This is a genomic window from Atopobium deltae (genome assembly GCF_001552785.1).
Classification (GTDB): domain Bacteria; phylum Actinomycetota; class Coriobacteriia; order Coriobacteriales; family Atopobiaceae; genus Atopobium; species Atopobium deltae.
This window is the reverse complement of sequence record NZ_KQ959487.1, coordinates 53,071-72,358: the sequence shown is the minus strand read 5'-3', so window position 1 is coordinate 72,358 and position 19,288 is coordinate 53,071. Positions and strand designations below refer to the sequence as shown.

General features: G+C 50.5%; 17 protein-coding genes. 15 read left to right on the top strand and 2 right to left on the bottom strand.

The window, feature by feature from the left end; all coding sequences use genetic code 11:
* Window positions 1-60 precede the first annotated feature (60 nt).
* Together HMPREF3192_RS02100 and HMPREF3192_RS02095 are read left to right on the top strand one after the other, a co-directional pair.
* The gene (locus tag HMPREF3192_RS02100; RefSeq protein ID WP_066304927.1) at window positions 61-375 is read left to right on the top strand and encodes a PTS sugar transporter subunit IIB; all 315 of its coding nucleotides are present in this window, start codon (window positions 61-63) and stop codon (window positions 373-375) included.
* A 377-nt stretch (window positions 376-752) separates the two neighbouring features.
* Window positions 753-1,100 carry a hypothetical protein gene (locus tag HMPREF3192_RS02095; RefSeq protein ID WP_066304926.1) on the top strand — a complete coding sequence of 116 codons (348 nt, stop codon included), beginning with the start codon at window positions 753-755 and terminating at the stop codon, window positions 1,098-1,100.
* A gap of 184 nt (window positions 1,101-1,284) precedes the next feature.
* Here the strand turns inward: HMPREF3192_RS02095 and pyk are convergent, their stop codons facing one another.
* Both pyk and HMPREF3192_RS02085 read right to left on the bottom strand, forming a co-directional pair.
* Window positions 1,285-2,733, bottom strand: coding sequence for a pyruvate kinase (pyk, locus tag HMPREF3192_RS02090; RefSeq protein WP_231723329.1), 1,449 nt, complete (start codon window positions 2,731-2,733; stop codon window positions 1,285-1,287).
* A 118-nt stretch (window positions 2,734-2,851) separates the two neighbouring features.
* Window positions 2,852-3,856 carry a 2-hydroxyacid dehydrogenase gene (locus HMPREF3192_RS02085; protein ID WP_066304925.1) on the bottom strand — a complete coding sequence of 335 codons (1,005 nt, stop codon included), beginning with the start codon at window positions 3,854-3,856 and terminating at the stop codon, window positions 2,852-2,854.
* A gap of 181 nt (window positions 3,857-4,037) precedes the next feature.
* Between HMPREF3192_RS02085 and nagA the strand changes: the two genes are divergently transcribed.
* The 13 genes from nagA (at window position 4,038) to HMPREF3192_RS02020 (ending at window position 19,269) form a co-directional block, all read left to right on the top strand.
* Entirely contained in the window at window positions 4,038-5,273 is a 1,236-nt protein-coding gene (nagA, locus tag HMPREF3192_RS02080) for an N-acetylglucosamine-6-phosphate deacetylase (protein WP_066304921.1), read from the top strand.
* A gap of 279 nt (window positions 5,274-5,552) precedes the next feature.
* A complete protein-coding gene (locus HMPREF3192_RS02075; RefSeq protein ID WP_066304920.1) occupies window positions 5,553-8,273 on the top strand; it encodes a cation-translocating P-type ATPase in 2,721 nt (906 codons plus the stop codon).
* 8 nt (window positions 8,274-8,281) lie between these two features.
* Complete coding sequence (gene rsgA / locus HMPREF3192_RS02070) at window positions 8,282-9,685, top strand: ribosome small subunit-dependent GTPase A (RefSeq protein WP_066304919.1); 1,404 nt, start codon at window positions 8,282-8,284, stop codon at window positions 9,683-9,685.
* A 183-nt stretch (window positions 9,686-9,868) separates the two neighbouring features.
* Entirely contained in the window at window positions 9,869-10,708 is an 840-nt protein-coding gene (cpaB, locus tag HMPREF3192_RS02065) for a Flp pilus assembly protein CpaB (RefSeq protein ID WP_082715564.1), read from the top strand.
* 9 nt (window positions 10,709-10,717) lie between these two features.
* Window positions 10,718-12,043, top strand: a complete 1,326-nt coding sequence (locus HMPREF3192_RS02060; protein WP_066304914.1) for an AAA family ATPase — start codon at window positions 10,718-10,720, stop codon at window positions 12,041-12,043.
* Window positions 12,043-13,458 carry a CpaF family protein gene (locus HMPREF3192_RS02055; protein WP_082715563.1) on the top strand — a complete coding sequence of 472 codons (1,416 nt, stop codon included), beginning with the start codon at window positions 12,043-12,045 and terminating at the stop codon, window positions 13,456-13,458. The genes HMPREF3192_RS02060 and HMPREF3192_RS02055 overlap by 1 nt, the downstream gene beginning before the upstream one ends.
* A gap of 203 nt (window positions 13,459-13,661) precedes the next feature.
* Window positions 13,662-14,381, top strand: coding sequence for a type II secretion system F family protein (locus tag HMPREF3192_RS02050; protein ID WP_197414539.1), 720 nt, complete (start codon window positions 13,662-13,664; stop codon window positions 14,379-14,381).
* Window positions 14,378-15,091, top strand: coding sequence for a type II secretion system F family protein (locus tag HMPREF3192_RS06590; protein ID WP_082715561.1), 714 nt, complete (start codon window positions 14,378-14,380; stop codon window positions 15,089-15,091). The genes HMPREF3192_RS02050 and HMPREF3192_RS06590 overlap by 4 nt, the downstream gene beginning before the upstream one ends.
* A gap of 67 nt (window positions 15,092-15,158) precedes the next feature.
* Window positions 15,159-15,398: a class III signal peptide-containing protein gene (locus tag HMPREF3192_RS02040; protein ID WP_066304911.1), complete on the top strand. Its 240-nt coding sequence runs from the start codon at window positions 15,159-15,161 to the stop codon at window positions 15,396-15,398.
* A gap of 155 nt (window positions 15,399-15,553) precedes the next feature.
* On the top strand, window positions 15,554-15,934 hold the full coding sequence (locus HMPREF3192_RS02035) for a hypothetical protein (RefSeq protein ID WP_156422831.1): 381 nt from the start codon (window positions 15,554-15,556) through the stop codon (window positions 15,932-15,934).
* A 185-nt stretch (window positions 15,935-16,119) separates the two neighbouring features.
* Window positions 16,120-16,650, top strand: a complete 531-nt coding sequence (locus HMPREF3192_RS02030) for a pilus assembly protein (protein WP_331696487.1) — start codon at window positions 16,120-16,122, stop codon at window positions 16,648-16,650.
* Entirely contained in the window at window positions 16,544-18,745 is a 2,202-nt protein-coding gene (locus HMPREF3192_RS02025) for a pilus assembly protein TadG-related protein (RefSeq protein ID WP_331696486.1), read from the top strand. Before HMPREF3192_RS02030 ends, HMPREF3192_RS02025 begins: the two co-directional genes overlap by 107 nt.
* Window positions 18,742-19,269, top strand: a complete 528-nt coding sequence (locus HMPREF3192_RS02020; RefSeq protein WP_082715560.1) for a TadE/TadG family type IV pilus assembly protein — start codon at window positions 18,742-18,744, stop codon at window positions 19,267-19,269. The genes HMPREF3192_RS02025 and HMPREF3192_RS02020 overlap by 4 nt, the downstream gene beginning before the upstream one ends.
* Window positions 19,270-19,288 lie beyond the last annotated feature (19 nt).

Here is a 19,288-nt window from a genome sequence, read left to right as displayed (position 1 = left end):
TACCGTGCTTGGTATAAACTGCTATGGTGAGAGTAATAAAGGCGTGTGAGGGAGGAACCTTTGACTGCTCGTATTATTGTTGCATGTGGATCTGGCGTGGCAACATCGCAAACGGTTGCTTCTAAGGTGCAAAGGTTGCTTTCTGCAAAAAATATTGACGCAGAATGCGAAGCGGTAGAAATGAAGCACCTTCGCCAAGAAATTCGTACCGCCGATATTTACATCTCCACCGTAAAAGAAGATGTCGATTGGCATGTTCCCGTCTTTAACGGACTGGCTTTTTTAACGGGCATCGGGCAAGATGCAGAATTTAAAAAACTTGTCGCCGTGATTGACGAAGTGAACAGGCGTTATTCGTTGCGTTTTAGGCATTAGTTCAGGCGCGAGCCTGCATAAACACGCCTTAACAATGGGTGTGAGGGGTTTGTGGCAGAATTTCTGTAACTGCCCGCTTTCCTAACGTATACTCTAGTAAGACGGGTTTACTATACACTCTTTATAAGACCCATGATTTCTTTTGCGCTTTCACTATTTTGACCATTGCATAGAGCGCTATAAAATCTTTTTATAAGCGGTTGGTGGCGTTGCTGGCGCTATCGGGGGTATCATAGATCTCTTAGGAGGCACAATCCCCGATGATCCAAATCTCGGCTTTAAGTTGAAATGTAAAGAAAGAACCACGACTTATAAGCGTTGGGGTAAGTCTATTAAAATGAGGACAGATCAGCTACTTGAGGTTACGAGGTACTAATATGAACGCAAACACAGGTCTTGATGAGCGTGTAGCGTGGGGCATGAGTGCTACCTATAAATATGTATGGTATGCAGCAAAGGTGCTTATAGCGGGATTAGCGGTATTTTTCCTCGGAAGCATATGTAAATATACAGGCTTTCCTCTGCCAGCATATTTTACCAGCAATCAAGTTTATTCTGCCGCAATAATGATGCTTGTCCTTTTAACCTCCTTGCCCCATCCTGGATTTACCAAAAAAGAGCTGCGTAGTTCACTTATATGGCTGGGAATTTTTATAGCAGCTATGCTCGTAGTTGTTTTGCTGGGACACTTCTTTATTCGTCCAGTGCTTTTTCCAGGACACTAGACGATGGCTTTGAGATGTAAATTGCGCTAAAGAGCATTACGTAACAGTGTGCCCTAATAGCAGAGCGGGGCCGAACATTTCGGTCCCGCTCGTTTCGTTTACGATGTCAGCACTGTAACGAACGTTACAGACGAATGCTACAGCTGGCGCTTAGCGTTACAATTGCGGTCAGTGTAACAAACCACTATTTGTCGTTAACCTGGCACACCATAATCATGTTGGTCGAAGTTGAGTAGTCACCCTGTACAGGCGAGGTTTTGGGATCACCAGCGGTAACGACCACAAGATCGTCCTTCTCGACAAGATCACGTTGCTGTGCAGCATCAAGCGCACCGCGGATGGTGTCATGGAAGCTGTCGTTCTCGGGTGCCAAGAAGCAGGTGACGCCCCAGTAGAAGCAGCACTTACGATAGGTCTTCTCGGAATAGGTGAAGGCATACAAGGGAAGCTTCGGACGGAAGTTCGAAATAAGGCGTGCAGTACGACCCGACGAAGTGGGAGCCAAAATGCATTTTGCGCCCACGCGGTTGGCGGTAGTAACAGCCGCAAAACCGATAGCGCCGTTTACATTCTTAACGCCGCCGCGATCAAAGTAAGTGCCGCGCTCGTTGAGATAGCCTTCGGTCTCTTCGGCAATGGCAGCCATGGTTTTAACAGCCTCAACAGGGTATTTACCAGCGGCAGTCTCGCCCGAAAGCATAACGCAGTCGGTGCCGTCGTAAATGGCGTTTGCAACGTCGTTGACTTCGGCGCGCGTCGGACGGGGGTTGCGAATCATGGAGTCGAGCATTTGTGTTGCGGTAATGACGGGCTTATACGCCGCATTGCACTTCTTGATGATGGTCTTTTGAATGTGGGGAACCTTGGCGGCAGGCACCTCTACGCCCAAGTCACCACGGGCAACCATGATGCCCGAGGAGGCCTCAAGGATCTCGTCAAAGTTGGCAACACCCTGGGCGCTCTCGATCTTGGGGTAGACCGATACGCGCTCGGCGCCATGCTCTGCGCAAATCTTACGAATCTCGTGAACGCCTGCGGCATCGCGAATAAACGAAGCAGCAATAGCGTCGATGCCCAGCTCACAGCCAAAGATGATGTCCTTGCGATCCTGCTCGGTAACAGCGGGAAGTCCGATGTTGATGTTGGGCAGGTTGACGCCTTTCTTCTCGCCCAGCTCACCACCGTTGTTAACGTGGCAATACATGTTGGTACCCTCGACCTTGGTGACCTCCAGACCGATAAGCCCGTCGTCAATAAGAATGATGGATCCAGGTACGGCTTCGTTGGGGAGGTTTTTGTAGTCGAGCGAGAAGCGATGTGCATCACCGATGACATTATCGTCAGTGGTAATCACAACGTCGTCACCCGTGGTCAGGGTCACTTTTTTGTGATCTTTGAGCTCACCAGTGCGGACCTCGGGACCCTTGGTGTCAAGCATAATGGCAACGGGAACACCAAGTTCTGCAGCAATTCTGCGCACGCGCTCGATGCCAGCACGGTGATACTCATGCGATCCATGCGAGAAGTTAAAACGGGCAACGTTCATGCCATTGCGAATGAGTTCGCGCAGGACGTTTTCATCCTCGGTCGAGGGGCCCATAGTACAAACAATTTTTGTCTTCTTATTGCTCACAGCGCTTCCTTTCTTTGCAAAGTTTGCAAATTGTGCTGCATTGACGATGTGCGGCATATAAATTGTGCTGCAGTAACGGTGTGCGGCATTCCAAATCGTGTTGCATTTTGCTGTATCGTTAGCATACAACACTTTGCTTAATAAACGGTTGATTATCCGCAAAAGCTTGCGCATTCGTCATGGTCGTATGAGCAATCTGTGCGAGGGCTTCTCGGGTAAAGAATGCCTGGTGACTGGTAACAACCACGTTTGGAAATGCGCACAGCTGCGCAGTGGGGGGGTCAAAAATTTCGTCGGTACGGTCGCGATACACGTTGGGGTTCTCTTCCTCATACACGTCGAGGCCCGCGGCACCAATTTTGCCCGACAAAATGCCGCGTACGAGTGCTGGTGTATCAACCAAGCCACCGCGGCTCGTATTAACAAAAATAACGCCATCCTTCATGGCACGGATGGTCTTATCGTTAATCATGTGGTAGCTCTTATCGTCGAGAAATGCGTGCAGCGAAATGAGGTCACTGCGCTGGTAAAGCTCCTCGTTAGAAACATAGGCGTCGACGACGTGCTCTTCGTCCACCAACTTTTGATTGGGGTAGGGGTCGGCTCCCAACACCGTCATGCCAAAGCCCTTGCAAATGCGGCACAGCGCTGCACCAATACGGCCCGTGCCGATAATACCAGCGGTTTTGTCATGGAGGGTCTCACCAACAAGACCGACCAGCGAGTAGTCATTATCGCGAACGCGGTTGTACCCGCGATGAATGCGGCGATTGGCGCACAGCGCGAGGCCCATGGCATGCTCGGCGATTGCCTCGGGCGAATAGGCGGGGACGCGCAGAACGGTTATGCCGAGCGTTTTTGCATACTCAACGTTGACTGCGTCATACCCAGCGCAGCGCATGAGGACGAGTTTGATGTCACAACCAGCAAGAATGTCGAGGGTCATGGCCGAAAGATTATCATTCACAAACGCGCATACGGCGTCGTATCCATTAGCAAGACAGGCGGTAAAAGGATTGAGTCCCGTCTCGGTAAATTCGAGTTCCAGTGAGGGATAGTGTGTTTGTTCTGCTTTAAACGAGTCGACGTCGTAACTCTTCGCTCCGTAAACCAATATACGCATAAACAAACCTTTCGTTTCGTGCTGGTAGTACCTGTTCATTATAGGACGTACACGGAGCGTGTCGCGGTAGTTTGTCAAGAACTTACGCTTAAATTTAACGGTTTAAAAGAGTAGTATGGTTATAGCATGCCTTATAATTCTATACACGTGCATGCATAAGCGTTGAGAGGAAAAGAATACCGTGAGTAATGCAGTGAACGACGCGTCGCTTGGCGCCGATACCTATTTTGTAAAAGCTGACACTTTTGTGCTTCCAGGAGGAGTGCTGGGGACAGGATTTTTGCAGGTCAACAATGGGTGTTTTGGTAATGTGACGCCTGATCTGCCGTATGGCGATGCAGCCGACACCGCTGACGCTCCAGTGTTGGATTACAGCGGCTGCATTGTGGCGCCAGGCTACGTTGACACGCATATTCACGGTTTTGTGGGACACGATGTTATGGACTGTGACCCCGAGGGCGTTAACCTTGCGAGCCGCGCTTTGGCAACACACGGTACTACCTCGTGGGTTCCCACCACACTCACGCAGCGTGCTTCCGAAATTGAACGCGCATGCGCTAGCGTCTATGAGGCAAAAGCGATGCGAGGGGACGATTTTCTCGGCGCGCGTATTGAAGGCATTTATCTTGAGGGACCATTCTTTACCGAGAGGCACAAGGGTGCGCAAAACCCCGAGTTTATGTGCGATCCCGATGTTGAACTGCTAAAACGTTGGCAAAAAGCTGCGCATGGCCTCATTCGCAAAAGCGCGCTTGCGCCCGAACGCGACGGCTCGGTTGCATATTGCAGCGCATTGCGCGAGATGGGTGTCGTGAGCGTCTTGGGCCATTCGGATGCGACTTATGAGCAGGGTATGGCAGCGGTGGCTGCGGGCGCGACCTCCTTTGTCCACACCTACAACGGCATGAGCGGTCTCAATCATCGAAATGCGGGCTTGGTCGGTTGCGCTATGACAACCTCGCAGACCTACCCCGAACTTATCTGCGATGGCATGCACGTACTTCCCGAGGCAATAAAAGCGCTTGTGGCCACGCGTGGCTGGGAGTGGATTTGCCTGGTGACGGATTGCCTGCGCTGCGGCGGCATGCCCGAGGGCGATTACATGCTCGGCGATTTCCCCATTCGTATGAAGGACAACCTCGCGCACCTTATTCTTGCAGAGGGCACGCTTGGGAGCATCGCGGGTTCGGTGCTCACGCTCGAGCAGGCTGTGCGCAATTTGGTGAAGTGGCAGGTCGTGACATTCGATAAGGCTATTCGTATGGCGACCGAAGTCGCGGCTGTGTCGGCGGGTATCGAGAAGACCTGCGGCTTTATACTTCCTGGGCGCCAGGCAGATTTTAATGTGTTGAAGCAGGACTTGACCCTTGCGGCAACCTATATTGGGGGACAAAAGGTTACGAACGAGGCGTGCTAGAAACACAGATAAAAGCGCATGTGAAATAGCTGCGCTAGATAAAAGAACGTGCGAAATAGGGTATAGTACTGAACGTACCAGCTGCGCGTTGCTAAACGTGTCAGCCGCGCGCACTACAGCTGCGTTTTTACACACAAGCCACCAGCGTTGGTGAGCCCTTGCTCCGCGCTCGCGCGGGGAATTATGATCGGGCATCAATGTGGCGCGTGTAGGCCTTTATGACTTGCACATAAGCACAAAAAGGCTGCTCAGAAGCCCGATCGTTTCAAGGAGGAGTGTATGAAAGAGTACTTGACTGATGCACAAGACGTTGTGGATGGCCTTAATTCTTCTACGCAAGAAGGCTTGACATCGACCGATGCTCAGCAAAGGCTCACCGAGCATGGACCCAACAAATTAAAACAAGCCGAGAAGGACCCGCTGTACAAGCGCTTTTTTGCACAGATGGCTGACCCCATGATTATTATGCTGATTATTGCGGCGTGTATTTCTGCTATCGAGGGTTTGTATAAGGGGTCTGCTGACTTTGCCGACGTTATTATCATCATGTTCGTCGTCATTCTGAATTCCGTCCTTGGCGTTGTGCAGGAGGCAAAAGCCGAAGAGGCGTTGGCTGCCCTGCAAGAAATGACGGCTGCTGCTAGCAAAGTTATTCGCGATGGCAAGCAGCTGCAGGTGCCTTCGGCGGAGCTCGTAGTCGGCGACATTGTGCTGCTTGAGGCAGGTGACGCTGTTCCTGCGGACTGTCGTATTTTAGAGAGTGCCTCGCTCAAGATTGAAGAAGCGGCGCTCACGGGAGAGTCGGTGCCTGTCAGCAAGTTTGTCGACACCCTTAATTTGGGGCAGACAGCTCAAGCGGAGCAAGGTCAAGACGCGCAATCCTCTGGAGCGCCGTCCAGCGACATCCCGCTTGGCGATCGTAAAAATATGTGTTATATGGGCTCAACCGTGGTTTTTGGCCGCGGTCGTGCGGTCGTTGTTGCCACGGGCATGGATACCGAAATGGGTAAGATTGCCGACGCTCTGACGCAGGCAGAAGATGGACAAACCCCTCTGCAGCGCAAATTGTCCGAGCTCTCCCACGTACTGACAATTTTGGTCGTGGGCATTTCGGTTGCGATTTTCTTAACAGGCTTTTTGAAGTATGGCCTGGCCTTCCTTTCGAATTTCGATCACGTGCTCGATACCTTTATGATTGCGGTATCGCTGGCCGTTGCTGCCATTCCTGAGGGACTGGTTGCAGTTGTGACCATTGTGTTGTCGCTGGGCGTTACGAAGATGAGCCAGCAGCGCGCTATTATCCGCAAGCTTTCGGCGGTCGAAACCCTTGGCAGCACGCAAATTATTTGTTCCGATAAGACCGGCACGTTGACACAAAATAAAATGACCGTTGTCGAGTGTGCTACAAATGACATTGATGAGCACGTTCGTGCTATGGCTTTGGCCTCGGACGCCGTCTGGGATGATCAGGCAAACGAGGCGGTGGGTGAGCCTACAGAGGCAGCCCTAGTAGCTGATGCTGCAAAGAAAGGTTTTGTCACAAGTGCGTTGCGCACGCAGTATCCGCGTGTCGGCGAAGCGCCCTTTGATTCGGGCCGTAAGATGATGTCGGTTGTGGTTCGCACGCAGGAAGGCTTTATGCAGTACACGAAGGGTGGCCCCGACGTGGTCCTTGCGCGCTGCACAAAGTATTTGTCCGCCGACGGTGTTATCGACATGACGGACGAAATCCGTGCCACGATTATGCAACAAAATAAAGAGCTTGCCGATAAGGCCCTGCGCGTGATGGCTTCGGCCTCTCGCAGCTGGGGGCTCACGCAACCAGCAAGCTTTGCCCCTTCAGAGCTCGAGCACGACCTTACCTTTGTGGGCCTTTCGGGCATGATCGACCCCGTGCGTCCCGAGGTTAAAATGGCCGTTGCTCAGGCAAAATCTGCTGGTATTCGCGTTGTTATGATTACAGGTGACCACATCGATACCGCTGTAGCCATCGCAAAAGAACTCGACATTATTCAGGATCGCACACAGGCGATTTCGGGCACCCAGCTCGACAAACTTTCGGATGAAGAGCTTGCCGCACACATCGCCGATTATGGCGTCTATGCGCGTGTGCAACCCGAGCACAAGGTTCGTATTGTTGACGCTTGGCAAAAGCAAAACAAAATCGTGGGCATGACTGGCGATGGCGTGAACGATGCGCCCTCTATCAAGCGCGCTGACATTGGTATTGGCATGGGCATCACGGGAACCGACGTCACCAAAAACGTTGCCGATATGGTGCTGGCCGACGACAACTTTGCGACGATCATTGGTGCTGTCGAAGAAGGACGCCGCATTTACGACAACATTCGTAAGTGCATTCAGTTCTTGCTGTCGTCCAACTTGGCTGAGGTTATCTCGGTCTTTGTGGCGTCGCTTGTTGGTTTTACCATTTTGGAACCTACACATCTGTTGTGGATCAATTTGATTACCGACTCGCTACCTGCACTTGCGATGGCAACCGAGCCTGCTGAGCCCAATATCATGACGAGAAGACCGCGCGATGCAAAAGATGGTATTTTTTCGGGTGGCTTAAGCATTGACACCATCGTGCAAGGTGTACTTATCGCAGCGTTGACGCTGGTTAGCTACTTTATTGGACACTGGTACGAATTTGGTACCTTTGACATTTCGCAGGTGCTCATCGATCCGACCGCTGGTAAAGATGGCATGACCATGGCCTTCCTGACGCTTTCGATGGTCGAGATGTTCCATTCGCTCAACATGCGTAGCCGCCGTCAGTCCTTGTTCGTGCTGAAGAAGCAAAACATCTGGATCTGGGCTGCCTTTGGTATGGCACTGATCCTGACCTTTGTGGTTATCGAAACACCGCTGTCCGCTGCATTTGGCTTTGCCGAGATTGATGTGGTGGAGTACGGTATTGCGATGCTCTTGGCCGCGCTCATTATCCCGCTGGTCGAGGCCGAAAAAGCGCTTATGCGCTCACTCGATAAAAACTAGGCATTGCTGTGGACGCTCGTGCTGAGGATACGGCTCTAACAGATGCGACGTTGCTCGACGCACAGCCCGCGGGTGCGGCACTGCTCGCCGCACCTCGCTTTGATCAGCTGGCTGTAAGCGATGAGCAATATCGTGAGTATGAGCAGCTCACCAAGCGTCTTTCAAAAAAAACAGGAGTAGACGCACAACAGTATCACCTCGGGTGTGTTGTGCGTCTTGACCGCGGATTTCCTGCGGTTTGTTGCGCGGACGCCACGCTTCGAGCGCAGTATGCGCCTGTGTTTTCTCGCGATGCAGCGCAGGTCGCTCGCGATTCTGACAAATCTTCTCGAAGTGCCGCTAGGGCTTCTCGCGATGCTGCGCTACGAACTTCTCGTCAGCCCTCTAGTGGGAAAAAAGTTCCTGCGTGCGCTTCTCGAGCAGAAGATGCCTACGAAGGCGTGGCGGTGGGCGATTGGGTTGTTGTGCGTCGTCCGCATGCGCATGATATGGGTGTTATAGAAGCCGTGATCAAGCGAAAAAATCAACTCGCTCGCTGGCGGGGTTCTCGCCGAGGCACTCAGCAGGTGTTGGCTGCTAATGTTGACGTGGTTTTTATTGCGCAGCCACTGTTGGATGCGGCTGCTTCGGTGGCGACGAATTTGCCCGCAGCGCAGAATTCGGCTCCAGCACTGGATATTAATCGTATTATACGCTCACTCGTCATCGCGCGAGACTGCTCCGCTCGCCCTGTTATTGTCCTTACGAAGGCCGACAGAATTACCCAACATGACCAGCTCATCGAGCAAATTTTGCTTTTACGTCGCGTTGTCGGTACCGATATCCCCGTCGTAGTTACGAGCTCTTCTCCCACCTGGCAGCCATCCACGCAAGTGTCGCCGTTGGCCTCCGCGCCCTTCTCAGCGAAGCCTCAAACCGAAGTGCCCGACCTTGCGCAGTGGGGCCTTGAAGCCCTGCGCAGCTATGCTGTCGAGAAGACCTGCACTCTTGTGCTCGGTGAGTCTGGCGCAGGTAAATCAAGCTTGCTTAACGCTTTATTGGGTCACGAGGCCCTGCAAACCGCTGAGGTACGCGCATCCGACGATGCGGGAAGACATACCACCGTCGCCCGCCGCATGGTTAAAATTCCTCACGGAGGCGTTATTATCGACGCCCCAGGCTTGCGCAATTTAGCGCTTATGGGTCATGAGCAGGGGCTTTCGCTTGTCTTTTCTGACATTGTTGATGCCGCGCAGGACTGCAAATTTAGAGATTGCACTCACGCACACGAGCCAGGCTGCCAGGTTATGCAAGCTATATGCAGCGAACACATTGCTCCTGAACGTCTTGCGGCGTATGCAGCGCTTGCTCAGGAAATGGAAAGCGCCGCTCGTTCGCTTGCGCCCGATATTGATCCCGCGATGTTGCCCTAACTTCATGTGTCCTTGCTGCGCCTTTTTGTCCTTGCTGTCGAGAAGACCATATGTGCAGAGAAACCTGTTAGATTTTTGTTAGAAAGCTGACAGTTCAAAATCGAAAACTTCATATTGTGACCCTTACCCGCTTGTGTACCTTTCACAATAAACGTACCGATAAGTTCGTGGTACGGAGTGGTGATGTCACGGAAGTTCAGAATCATTTTTTCGTGCGCGTGTGCGCTGGCGGTGGGGGTAGTGTTTTTATCCTATACGCAATCAGTGCAGGCTCGTTTTGCGGCTCAGCGCTCGGAATTACTTGCAAAATATGGCGGTGACATTGTGCGCGTCGCTGTGGCAACGCATACGATTGAAGCAGGCAAACCCATTGAGGCTGCTGATGTTGTGCTGCGCGATTGGGTGAGCGAACTCGCGCCGCAACAGGCAATTACGCGTATTGACGATATTATCGGCAAATCAGTAAGTGTTCCTGTTTGTGCAGGCGCGCCACTTTCGAAATTTAATTTTCGTGAAGCAGGGCAGAGCCTTTCGGTACCGCAAGGGATGGTCGCGATCAGCATTCCTTTGAGCGAGAAATTAGGCTTATCGCCCCATGTGCAGGCGGGAACAAAACTGGCTGCTTATGTAAGCAATGCCGATTCCACACAGCGTATTACCTCAGAGATTTTAGTGTTGGCCATTTCGGATGGACAGACACTCGCCAATGGCATGTTGACGCTTGCCGTTCCCGAAACAGAGGTTGAAAAGATTTTAGCGGTGAGTTCGCGAGGAGAATTGCGTTTTGTGGTTCCCGCTGAGGCTTTACCACGCAATTCTGGTACATCGTCTGATGCAGCAAGTAAGCCTGGCGCGGCGTCTAGTACAAAACCTGATGCACTGTCCAGCGTAACGCCTACCTCGCCGCAGTCGAATAAGTCAAAAAACAATAACGCAAGCCCGACGAGAGGAGCCGATACCAGCGAAAAGGCTCTTAAAAATTTTGATGACATACAACCGAGCAATGCAAGCCCAACAGAGTGAGGGAATACGATGGCTAATATTTGGTACATATGCTCAGATGTGCAGTATAGTGAAGCGCTTGTGCGTTCCATGCGCGGGATACATCCTGAAGCCACTTTTATTTTAGAACCTGATGCGGGGCGCGTGCGTAGTTGTCTTAAAGAGCATGAGCCACATCGTGCATCAGTGTTGATTGGCCCTTCACTTGATGAAGTGACTCCTATTAACGCTGCTTCTGCATTAGTGCAGGATGGATATGCCGATGAAGTGGTGCTAGTGCTTGCAAACCCTTCGGGTTCGCTGCGTTCAAGAGCTGCGCGGGCGCGCATTTCTCGGGTGCATACTCTTGAAGCATTTACGGCTTTTGCGCAGGGTGCAGCTCAAAAGTCATCTGCTCTCAAGTTGGGGGATCTCGACGAACCAGAAGGATTGTCTAGGCCAGGGGAATTACCCAGCTCAGATGGGTTGGCAAAAGTGGAGGGATTACCAAGCTTAGAGAACCTGTCTAAAAACGCCATGCATGTGACTCGTAAAAAAGATTGTGCACCTATTATTGTGGTGGCGTCAGGACGTGGTGGTGTTGGAAAAACTTCTCTCACAGCTGCAATGGCAACCCATGCTTCGTTATGGGGAATGCGCGTCGCGCTTGTGGATTTAGATTTAGGAACAGGCAATCTCGCGTCTTTATTTGGCGTAAAAAGTGGCGACCTCGCTCGATTTTCTCAACAGCCATTTGATGAGACGGTGCTGCAAGCAGCAACTAAAATTTCTGATCAGATACAGCTATGGGGTCCTTGCGAGAAGCCCGAGTTTGCCGAGACGGTTACACCGATGGCAAATGATCTGCTTATAAGCCTATCCAATGGCTATGATCTCGTTCTTGTTGATACTTCTACTTTTTGGAGTGAGTCGGTTGCTCTTGCAGCGCAGCTCTGCGATCGTTTGGTCCTTGTTGCGGATGATGTTTCGGCTGAGGTGGGCTCGTTGTCGCGTTGCGCCGCTTTGGCAGTGCGTCTTGGTGTGGCACGTACAAGGATCATTCGTGTAACAAACAAGTATGACGTTGCAAAGCCTCATGAGGCATATGTGTACCGCGCGGACGTGGGTCTTGAAGCTGCGCGCTTGTTGCGTGCTGCTGATGGTGGGGCTGAACTGCGAGAGCTTCTACACTCGGGGCATCTACAGGAACTTATCGAGTTGGATAATCCATTTTCGACAAGTACAAAGATTTGTATTGCAAAGATACTTTCAGAACTTGGGTGTTTGCCAGATCATCCCGAGGCGCAAAAAGCACTTGATACTAAATTTCCCACGAAGCAAAAAGGCTTCTTTGCACGTATGAGAGAGGTAAGCTGATGAGTTTACTCGCTCGTGTTAAAAGCGTTCAAAAGGCAAGTATGGACGCGCAGGGCTTTTCTGCACAGGCGCTTGCCGCGCGGGATTTTTCTGATCAAGGGTCTTCTGGTGATGCAGCAGTGTTCGAGCCGCTTAACCATGAAGTTCAAAGCTTGCATGACCAGCATACTTCTCGCTTGAAACATGATTTAGTAAAGGAACTTGGTCTTGATACCATCGCACGAATTGCCCACAGTGCCACGTTGCATAATGCGTACGATGAGCTTTCGGTGAGTTGCCAAACTATCCTTAATACCTCGCATTACGAGGGCCTTTCCGAGGCAAACCATCCCGAACTCATCAAAGAGGTTTTGGATGAAGTATTGGGTTTTGGACCTTTGCAACCTTTGCTTGATGATGCAAGTGTTACCGAAATCATGGTCAACGGGACATCGTCACTCTTTTTTGAGCGCGCTGGAAAGATGTGTCAGAGCAGCCGTATTTTTGAGTCAAAAGAGCAGATTCTTATGGTGGTGGATCGCATCTTAGCACCCTTGGGTCGACGCCTTGATGAACAGCATCCGCTTGTGAATGCGCGTCTGCCAAACGGCTATCGCGTTAATGTGGTTAATGCGCCCGTAGCGCTTGATGGCCCCATTCTGACGATTCGAAAGTTTTCGGACCGCATTGCTTCGCTTGCACAATTAGTGCAGCTCAAATCATTACCAGCATGGTATGCACAATTATTGTCGTGGGCCGTTAAATGCCGAGAAGACATTGCGGTAGCAGGAGGTACGGGATCAGGTAAAACGACGTTGTTAAATGCGCTGTCATCAGAAATCTCGCCTCAAGAACGCATTATTACCATCGAAGATTCTGCTGAGCTGCGTTTTGATACGCACCCGCATGTCGTTCGCCTTGAAATGCGCGAGTCGTCGATCGAGGGTACAGGCGAAGTCAGTATTCGCGACCTGATGAAAAATGCTTTGCGCATGCGTCCGAATCGTATTATTGTCGGCGAAGTTCGTGGAGAAGAGTGCATTGACATGCTGCAGGCAATGAATACGGGGCATGACGGCTCGTTGACAACCCTACATGCGGGTAGCGCACGAGAGGCAATTTTACGACTCGTGCTTATGGCTCGCTTTGGGATGAATTTGCCTGTTGATGTCATTGAAGAACAAGTTGCTACAGCACTCGATCTTATCGTCATGTCGGCGCGTATGCCCGACGGTTCAAGGGTAATTACCACAACGTCGCTCGTGCAACAAGCCACCAATGGCCAGGTAAAACTTGAGGAATTGGTCTCCTTCGATATGAGCGGAAGACGTTGGAGGCTGCGTTGTACACCACCTTTTATGAATCGAGCTCTGTATGAGGGAATTGTTACGCAAGCTGAGGTGCAGCAATGGAAATCTACTTTTTCATACTCATAATGCTTTTCGCAGGCGGGGCTGTTTTTGTGTTCGTTGGACCTGGTAATGCGCACAAACAAAGCTCTGCGGTGATACATAAAAACCTTGGAGCACAGGTGGGAGGTCTAAAAGCTCTGCTACGAAGTTTGGCATCTTTGCGTGGGATTCGATGGCTTGCAAAGTGCAGTTCCCTCAATACCGTATATGCCGCCAGTGCTCGCATATTGGCAGACCGTGGTGTCGTTGTAAACACGCAGGAAGCCTGCGGCTTTGTGGTAGTTTGCTGGACTGCTTTCAGCGGCATGAGCGTGTTGCTTTTTGGTCCTAGCCTGGGTTTCATAGCTGCTTCGATAGTAAGTGTGGCGCTGGTAAGTGCCGCTCGCCGTGCAGCGTGTACGCGTAGAGTTCAGCAGCACATTCGGGAGATGCCACAAATTTTGCGCTCCTTATCGACAGCCTTGAGTTCTGGCAAAACGCTCTTTCAGGCGTTTGAATACATCGGTAACGATGCGAGCAATAGTTTGGCTCCAACATTTTTGACCGCGGCACTGTCGTTGCGTTGCGGTATGGGGCTTTCTGAAGTATTGCGTACGCTCGATAAGACGCTTGCCGTGCCAGGCTCAGAGTTGTTGGGTATGGCTTTGGAGATTTCCCAGCGTACAGGTGGTTCTTTAAGCGATATGTTGGCAACCTCTTCACGCATGCTGGAAGAGCGCGAGCAGCTCGTACGAAGTTTGCGCACAAAAACGGCGCAAGCGCGGCTGTCGGTAAAAATTGTCTGCTCTTTACCTGTGATAATGCTACTTCTGCTCAGTGGGCTTTCTCTTGATTTTAGGCAGGCAGTGTGTTCGTTTCCAGGGATGCTGTGCGTGGGGATAGCGCTTATGCTTGATGGCTGTGCCTTGCTGGTCATTCGGCACATGATGGCGGTGATAAAGCTATGAACATTGCGTTTGTCGTTCATGGAGCCCTGCTTAGTAGCTTGGTATTTATTTGGGCCTTCGTGATAAGTGCATCAGCATCGTCAAAATCAGTATCACCAAAGGTCCTCTCGGCAACAAAAAAGCAAAGACAAACGCTTGAGCGAAGCGTCTTCGTTCATGCAGCTTCGAGCGGCAAGCTTGTGCAAAACCTGCTTGTAAAGCTTTGTATTCAAGGGCTTGAAGCAAAACTTTTTGCTGGGAAAAAGAAGCGTAAACAAGAGCAGCAGGAGTGCTTGCGAGAACTTCCCGTGTTTTTGGACATTCTCAATTTGGGTCTCTCGGCAAATATGTCATTTGATGCATCGCTTCGTCTCTATTGCGAACGCTTCGATAACGCCTTATCACGAAAGCTTGCTGCTGCTTTATTGAGCTGGGAAATAGGTGTGACCTCTCGAAATGAAGCATTGTATGATCTGGCAGAACAATTGCAACAGCAGCCGTTTCGTTGTTTTGCGCATGCGGTGGACGAAGCACTCCTCTTTGGAACGCCGCTTGCACAAGCACTTTCGGTGCAGGCAGCCTCCATTCGTGCTGAACAGCACAGCTTGCTTGAGCAGCAGATAGAAAAAGTTCCTATCAAAATGCTTATACCGCTCGGAACACTTATTGTTCCCGCTATGCTTCTTGCTATTTTGGGCCCGCTTTTGAGCTCCGCAATGCAATTCTCGTAGTAGGTGCTGTTTTATATGAGTAATCAAACAACCACGTTATCAAATGACCACGTTAGAAAGGGCAGCTATGGATATTATTCCGCTTCATGTTGTAACAACCCACGCAAAACGCTGTTGCAACATAGTTCAAAGACAATTGAGGCAGTTGTTGAGACTTCTCAAAGATGAGAAGCGCGCGCAAGGTACCACGGAGTACGCGATTTTAGTTGGCGTCTTAGTGGTGATTGCCATTGTGGCCATCATTTCCTTTAAGGACAAGGTAAGTGAGTTATGGGACACCATTGCGCAAGGCATTAATTCTTTATGAGTTTTCGAGCAGCGCAGCAAAGAGCAGGTAGACGTACGGAGTGCAAGCGTCGCGGATGGTTATGGCGTTTAAAACGCATGCGCAGGACGCACTGGATGACTCGTGTGGTCAGTCTGCTTGCATTGGTCCTCATACTGGGAGTTGCCCTAGCCTTTATGTTGGCGTATTCACAACGAAGATCAGCGCAGCAGGCATCGTTATCTTCTAAGCGCGTATCTCTAGAAGCAGAAGCGCAAACCAATGCAGCAAGCCCGAAAAAACAAAATGCTCGCCAGATCTTCTCGCAGGAAACAAAAGAGGTTTCTGGGGATCTTACACAGGCTGCTACCCAAGTGCTCAAGCACTACCAGCGCCTCAATGACAGCATAGTAGTCCGTTACGGATATCTCGATTTACAAGGAAATGTATGGAGCTGCACGTTTCAAACGAAGGAGGGAGTAAGCATTGTTTTTGTATCACGTCATAGCAAGCAAACAAGTCGCATTAGTACGGTGCGACTTACAAAAGATGCAGTTCGTAAGGCGTATCAGGGCTAAGAAGACGCGTGTTAAGAATACGCATGCTAAGAAGACGTGTGCCTTGTCTGTCTGCAGCGGTTTTGTATCAGAGGCCCTAGCGCAGTCTACGGTGGAATATGCGCTTGTCTTAGGGATATGCACGGGACTGATGCTCTGTCTTATTGCTCTGCTGCATGCCATGACAAAGGGTAGTTTTTTGGCACATGTCATCACATGGTGCACGCATACGTTTCAGGGGCACGAGCATATTGGTGCGTGGCAAGATGCACTTCTTTTTTGAGAAACAAGCTCAATCAAGTGTTGAAGCTGCTTTTATTATTCCTGTCTGTGCGGTGCTCCTCCTGTGCCTATTACAAACGCTGTGCTTGTTTTATACCAAGGCGATTATGTACTCAACTTCTCAGCAGGCCATCCGCGCGCTGCAAACCACTACTGATATTAATGCGGTGCAGGCATTTGTAAAACGCCGTTTAGCGATGGTCCCCGAGGTGAGTCTTTTCCATAATGGGGGAGCGCAAGACTGGGTTGTGGATTGCGCAAAGCCAGAGGCTGATGTGTGCCAAATAACGATTCGCGGACATGCAAAGCCACTGCCGCTGTTTTATGGAGCTCTTCGTTTGTTTGTAGATGCTGATGAGCAGGGCATCGTGCTTAAAGAAAAAGCATCATCAAAGGTTCGACCGCAATGGTTGGAGGGTGATTATGAGACATGGGTTTCTCTGTGGGAACAATAGCTCTTCAAAACCAAAAAGAAGATCGCAGCATCTGCAGTATCCGAAGGCATCAAAAGGCTCAAAAGGGCCGCTCTGGTTATTTCTGGCTGAAACAGGAGGTTATACCTCAATTGCAGTGGCGTGTTCTCTTGTTGTGAGCGTGAGCCTGCTTTTTGGTATGAGTTTGGTTGGGTGGTATGTGCAGCACTCAAATAAGACACAAACCGTGGCTGATGCAGCGGCGCTTGCAGGCGCAAATGTTGTTGCTGGATACACAACAGTAGCACAAACCCTAGACTCGTGCGTTTTGAGCATGGGGATAACAGGCGCTCTCGTCGGCGGCGTCGGATTGGTCTTATCGATAGTGCCTGGTCTTTCTGCACAAGGGCTCGAGACGGTTAATGCGGCACACAAAATTTTTGATGCGCGTGCAAAGTTTGCAAAAACGGCAAATAAGGGTTTGGCAAAATTTGAGCAAGCGCTCCCTGTGCTCATTGCGCATAATGGCACAAGCACCATCAAGAAAAATGCAAGTCAGGCCTCTCAAAAGCAGGTATTGCATGCAGGCACAACCATACCTTTCCCGCTACAATCGCAAAGCAAATTTGCGCTGGATGAGACACTACCCGACACAACTGATCTTCAAGAGAGTGCAACTACGCTTGGTAAACAATCCGATAAGGCCCATGAGGCAAAGCAAGAGGCTCAAAAAGCACTTGAAGAAGCTTGGTTTTTCGATTGCGGCGCTCGACCCTATTGTTTGTGGCAGCGAGCCAAAACGTTGTCGGATATTTCCGAGCAGGACAATCCTGCGTTTGATACAGCGCAGGGCTGGAATTTTGAAGTGCCTCTGCGCCGTGCACAAACCTATTATGCAAGGCGTCTTGCGCAAGAAAAGCCAGCTCATGAGGGGGTAGAAGAACTTTGCAATTCAGCTGCGCGCAAAGCGTTTTATCAGTATGCATACGAGACGCTGAGTCGCGGAAGTGTGCAGGTCAATGCCGATAAGACCGTGCGGGTAGATCTTCCAAAGCTTCCAATGAATACCGAGGAACTTAAAACGACCTCGCTATATACGCAAGCCTTATGGCCTATGACTATGCAGGGAAATAAAAAGATTTTGCATTGCTCGCCGGTTTGCCCCCATGTGCAGGGGCAGGCACAAGGCTTTGCCTCGCTTGCAGATTTAGATGCGGGGCGTGTTGAAGAATGTCCTATCTGTCGCTTTAAAACGAGCAGCGTTGGCAAAGTTCCCGCAGCGTCCACGTCGATTGAAAATGGCTTTGAACACTGGTGGGCAAAAATTGTGGACTGTGCCTCACGATACGAGACATACCAGAACCAATTGATTGAAGCCGAGAAGGCCGTGAAGTCATCAGCTGATGCTTCGAAGGATGTGTTTGCAAGGGCATTGGAAGCGCTCAGGGTTGATCGCCCAAAACTTTGCCCTCCAGGAGCTTGGGGTTGCATTGGCGTTGTCCTCAGAAATCAATCAGAACCGCAGGTGGCGGGGGCTACTTCCTTTGGTTTGGCACAACCAACGCTGCCAGGGGGCTGCGCTGTTTCGGGAGCAGTTTTAGCACTTGACAAAGCCGACGCACAAAGCAACGTGCTCTCGCATCTTTTTGATGGGTTAAGCCAGGGTCAGCAGGGTCTCCTTACAGGTATTCCTCAACAAATTTGCCAAGTATGGGGAAGGCTGTTGATGTCATATAACACAGCCTATGAATCGATTGGTCAGGCAAGCTCTCGTTTTTTTGATGGCTTTGATCAAATAGGGGGAAGTCACATTGCCCATATGCTTAAAGATGCACTTGTAAAGATAGTAGAAGAGGCTGGATTTGCGCCTGTTGACTTACGAGCTAAAAAGCCTGTTCTGGTCAATACGCAAAAGATACTTACAAAAGCTGGTTATCAAAATACCGACAGCGTAAGACAAAAAATAGAGGGTCTACCAGAACAACCTACCCCAACAGATATAGCTAAAGCGTTTGGGTCTGTTCTTGTCGACAGCCTGCCAGAATCAAACTTTACGATCGCGTCATTACCCATACCGGGAACGGATGTCACCATCCCCCTGACGATCGATATTCGTAAATTAGTGAGGCTCATATGATGCTTTGCAAAACACAGTTCCGGAAGGCCTTGCTTGATGTGTTTCGAGGCTTACATAACGAAAAAGCTGGTCAAATGAGTGTGGAGCTTGCGGTGGTGCTACCCGTGGTGCTTATCGTTATTCTGCTTGTTTTTAATCTTGCACGTTATATAAGTCTTGCGATGAAGTTTTCTATGGCTTGCTCGCACACCATTGTCAATCTTGGCATTACTGCTTCTGATGAACAAAATGCGCATGAGCGCACGCATGCCGTTCAAGAGCAGGTGAGCGAAATTATGCATTTGGGCGATAAGGGCACGGTTGACGTGAAAATACAGCAGCTTGACAGACTTGAGGCATCACAGCCAGCAGTGCAAGCCATCTTCAGCATGCTTCCAAAATTTGATGAGTTCATATGCACCATGCAAATACGTCCGTGGCCATCAAATTTTGCCATAGCGGGAGTTTCGTTGAGTCCACCTGCTTTTTTACGATTTGAGTATCGACTTGTCGTAGATCCTTATCGCTGTGGGGTGGTGCTGTGATAAAGCAAACAGAACAGCA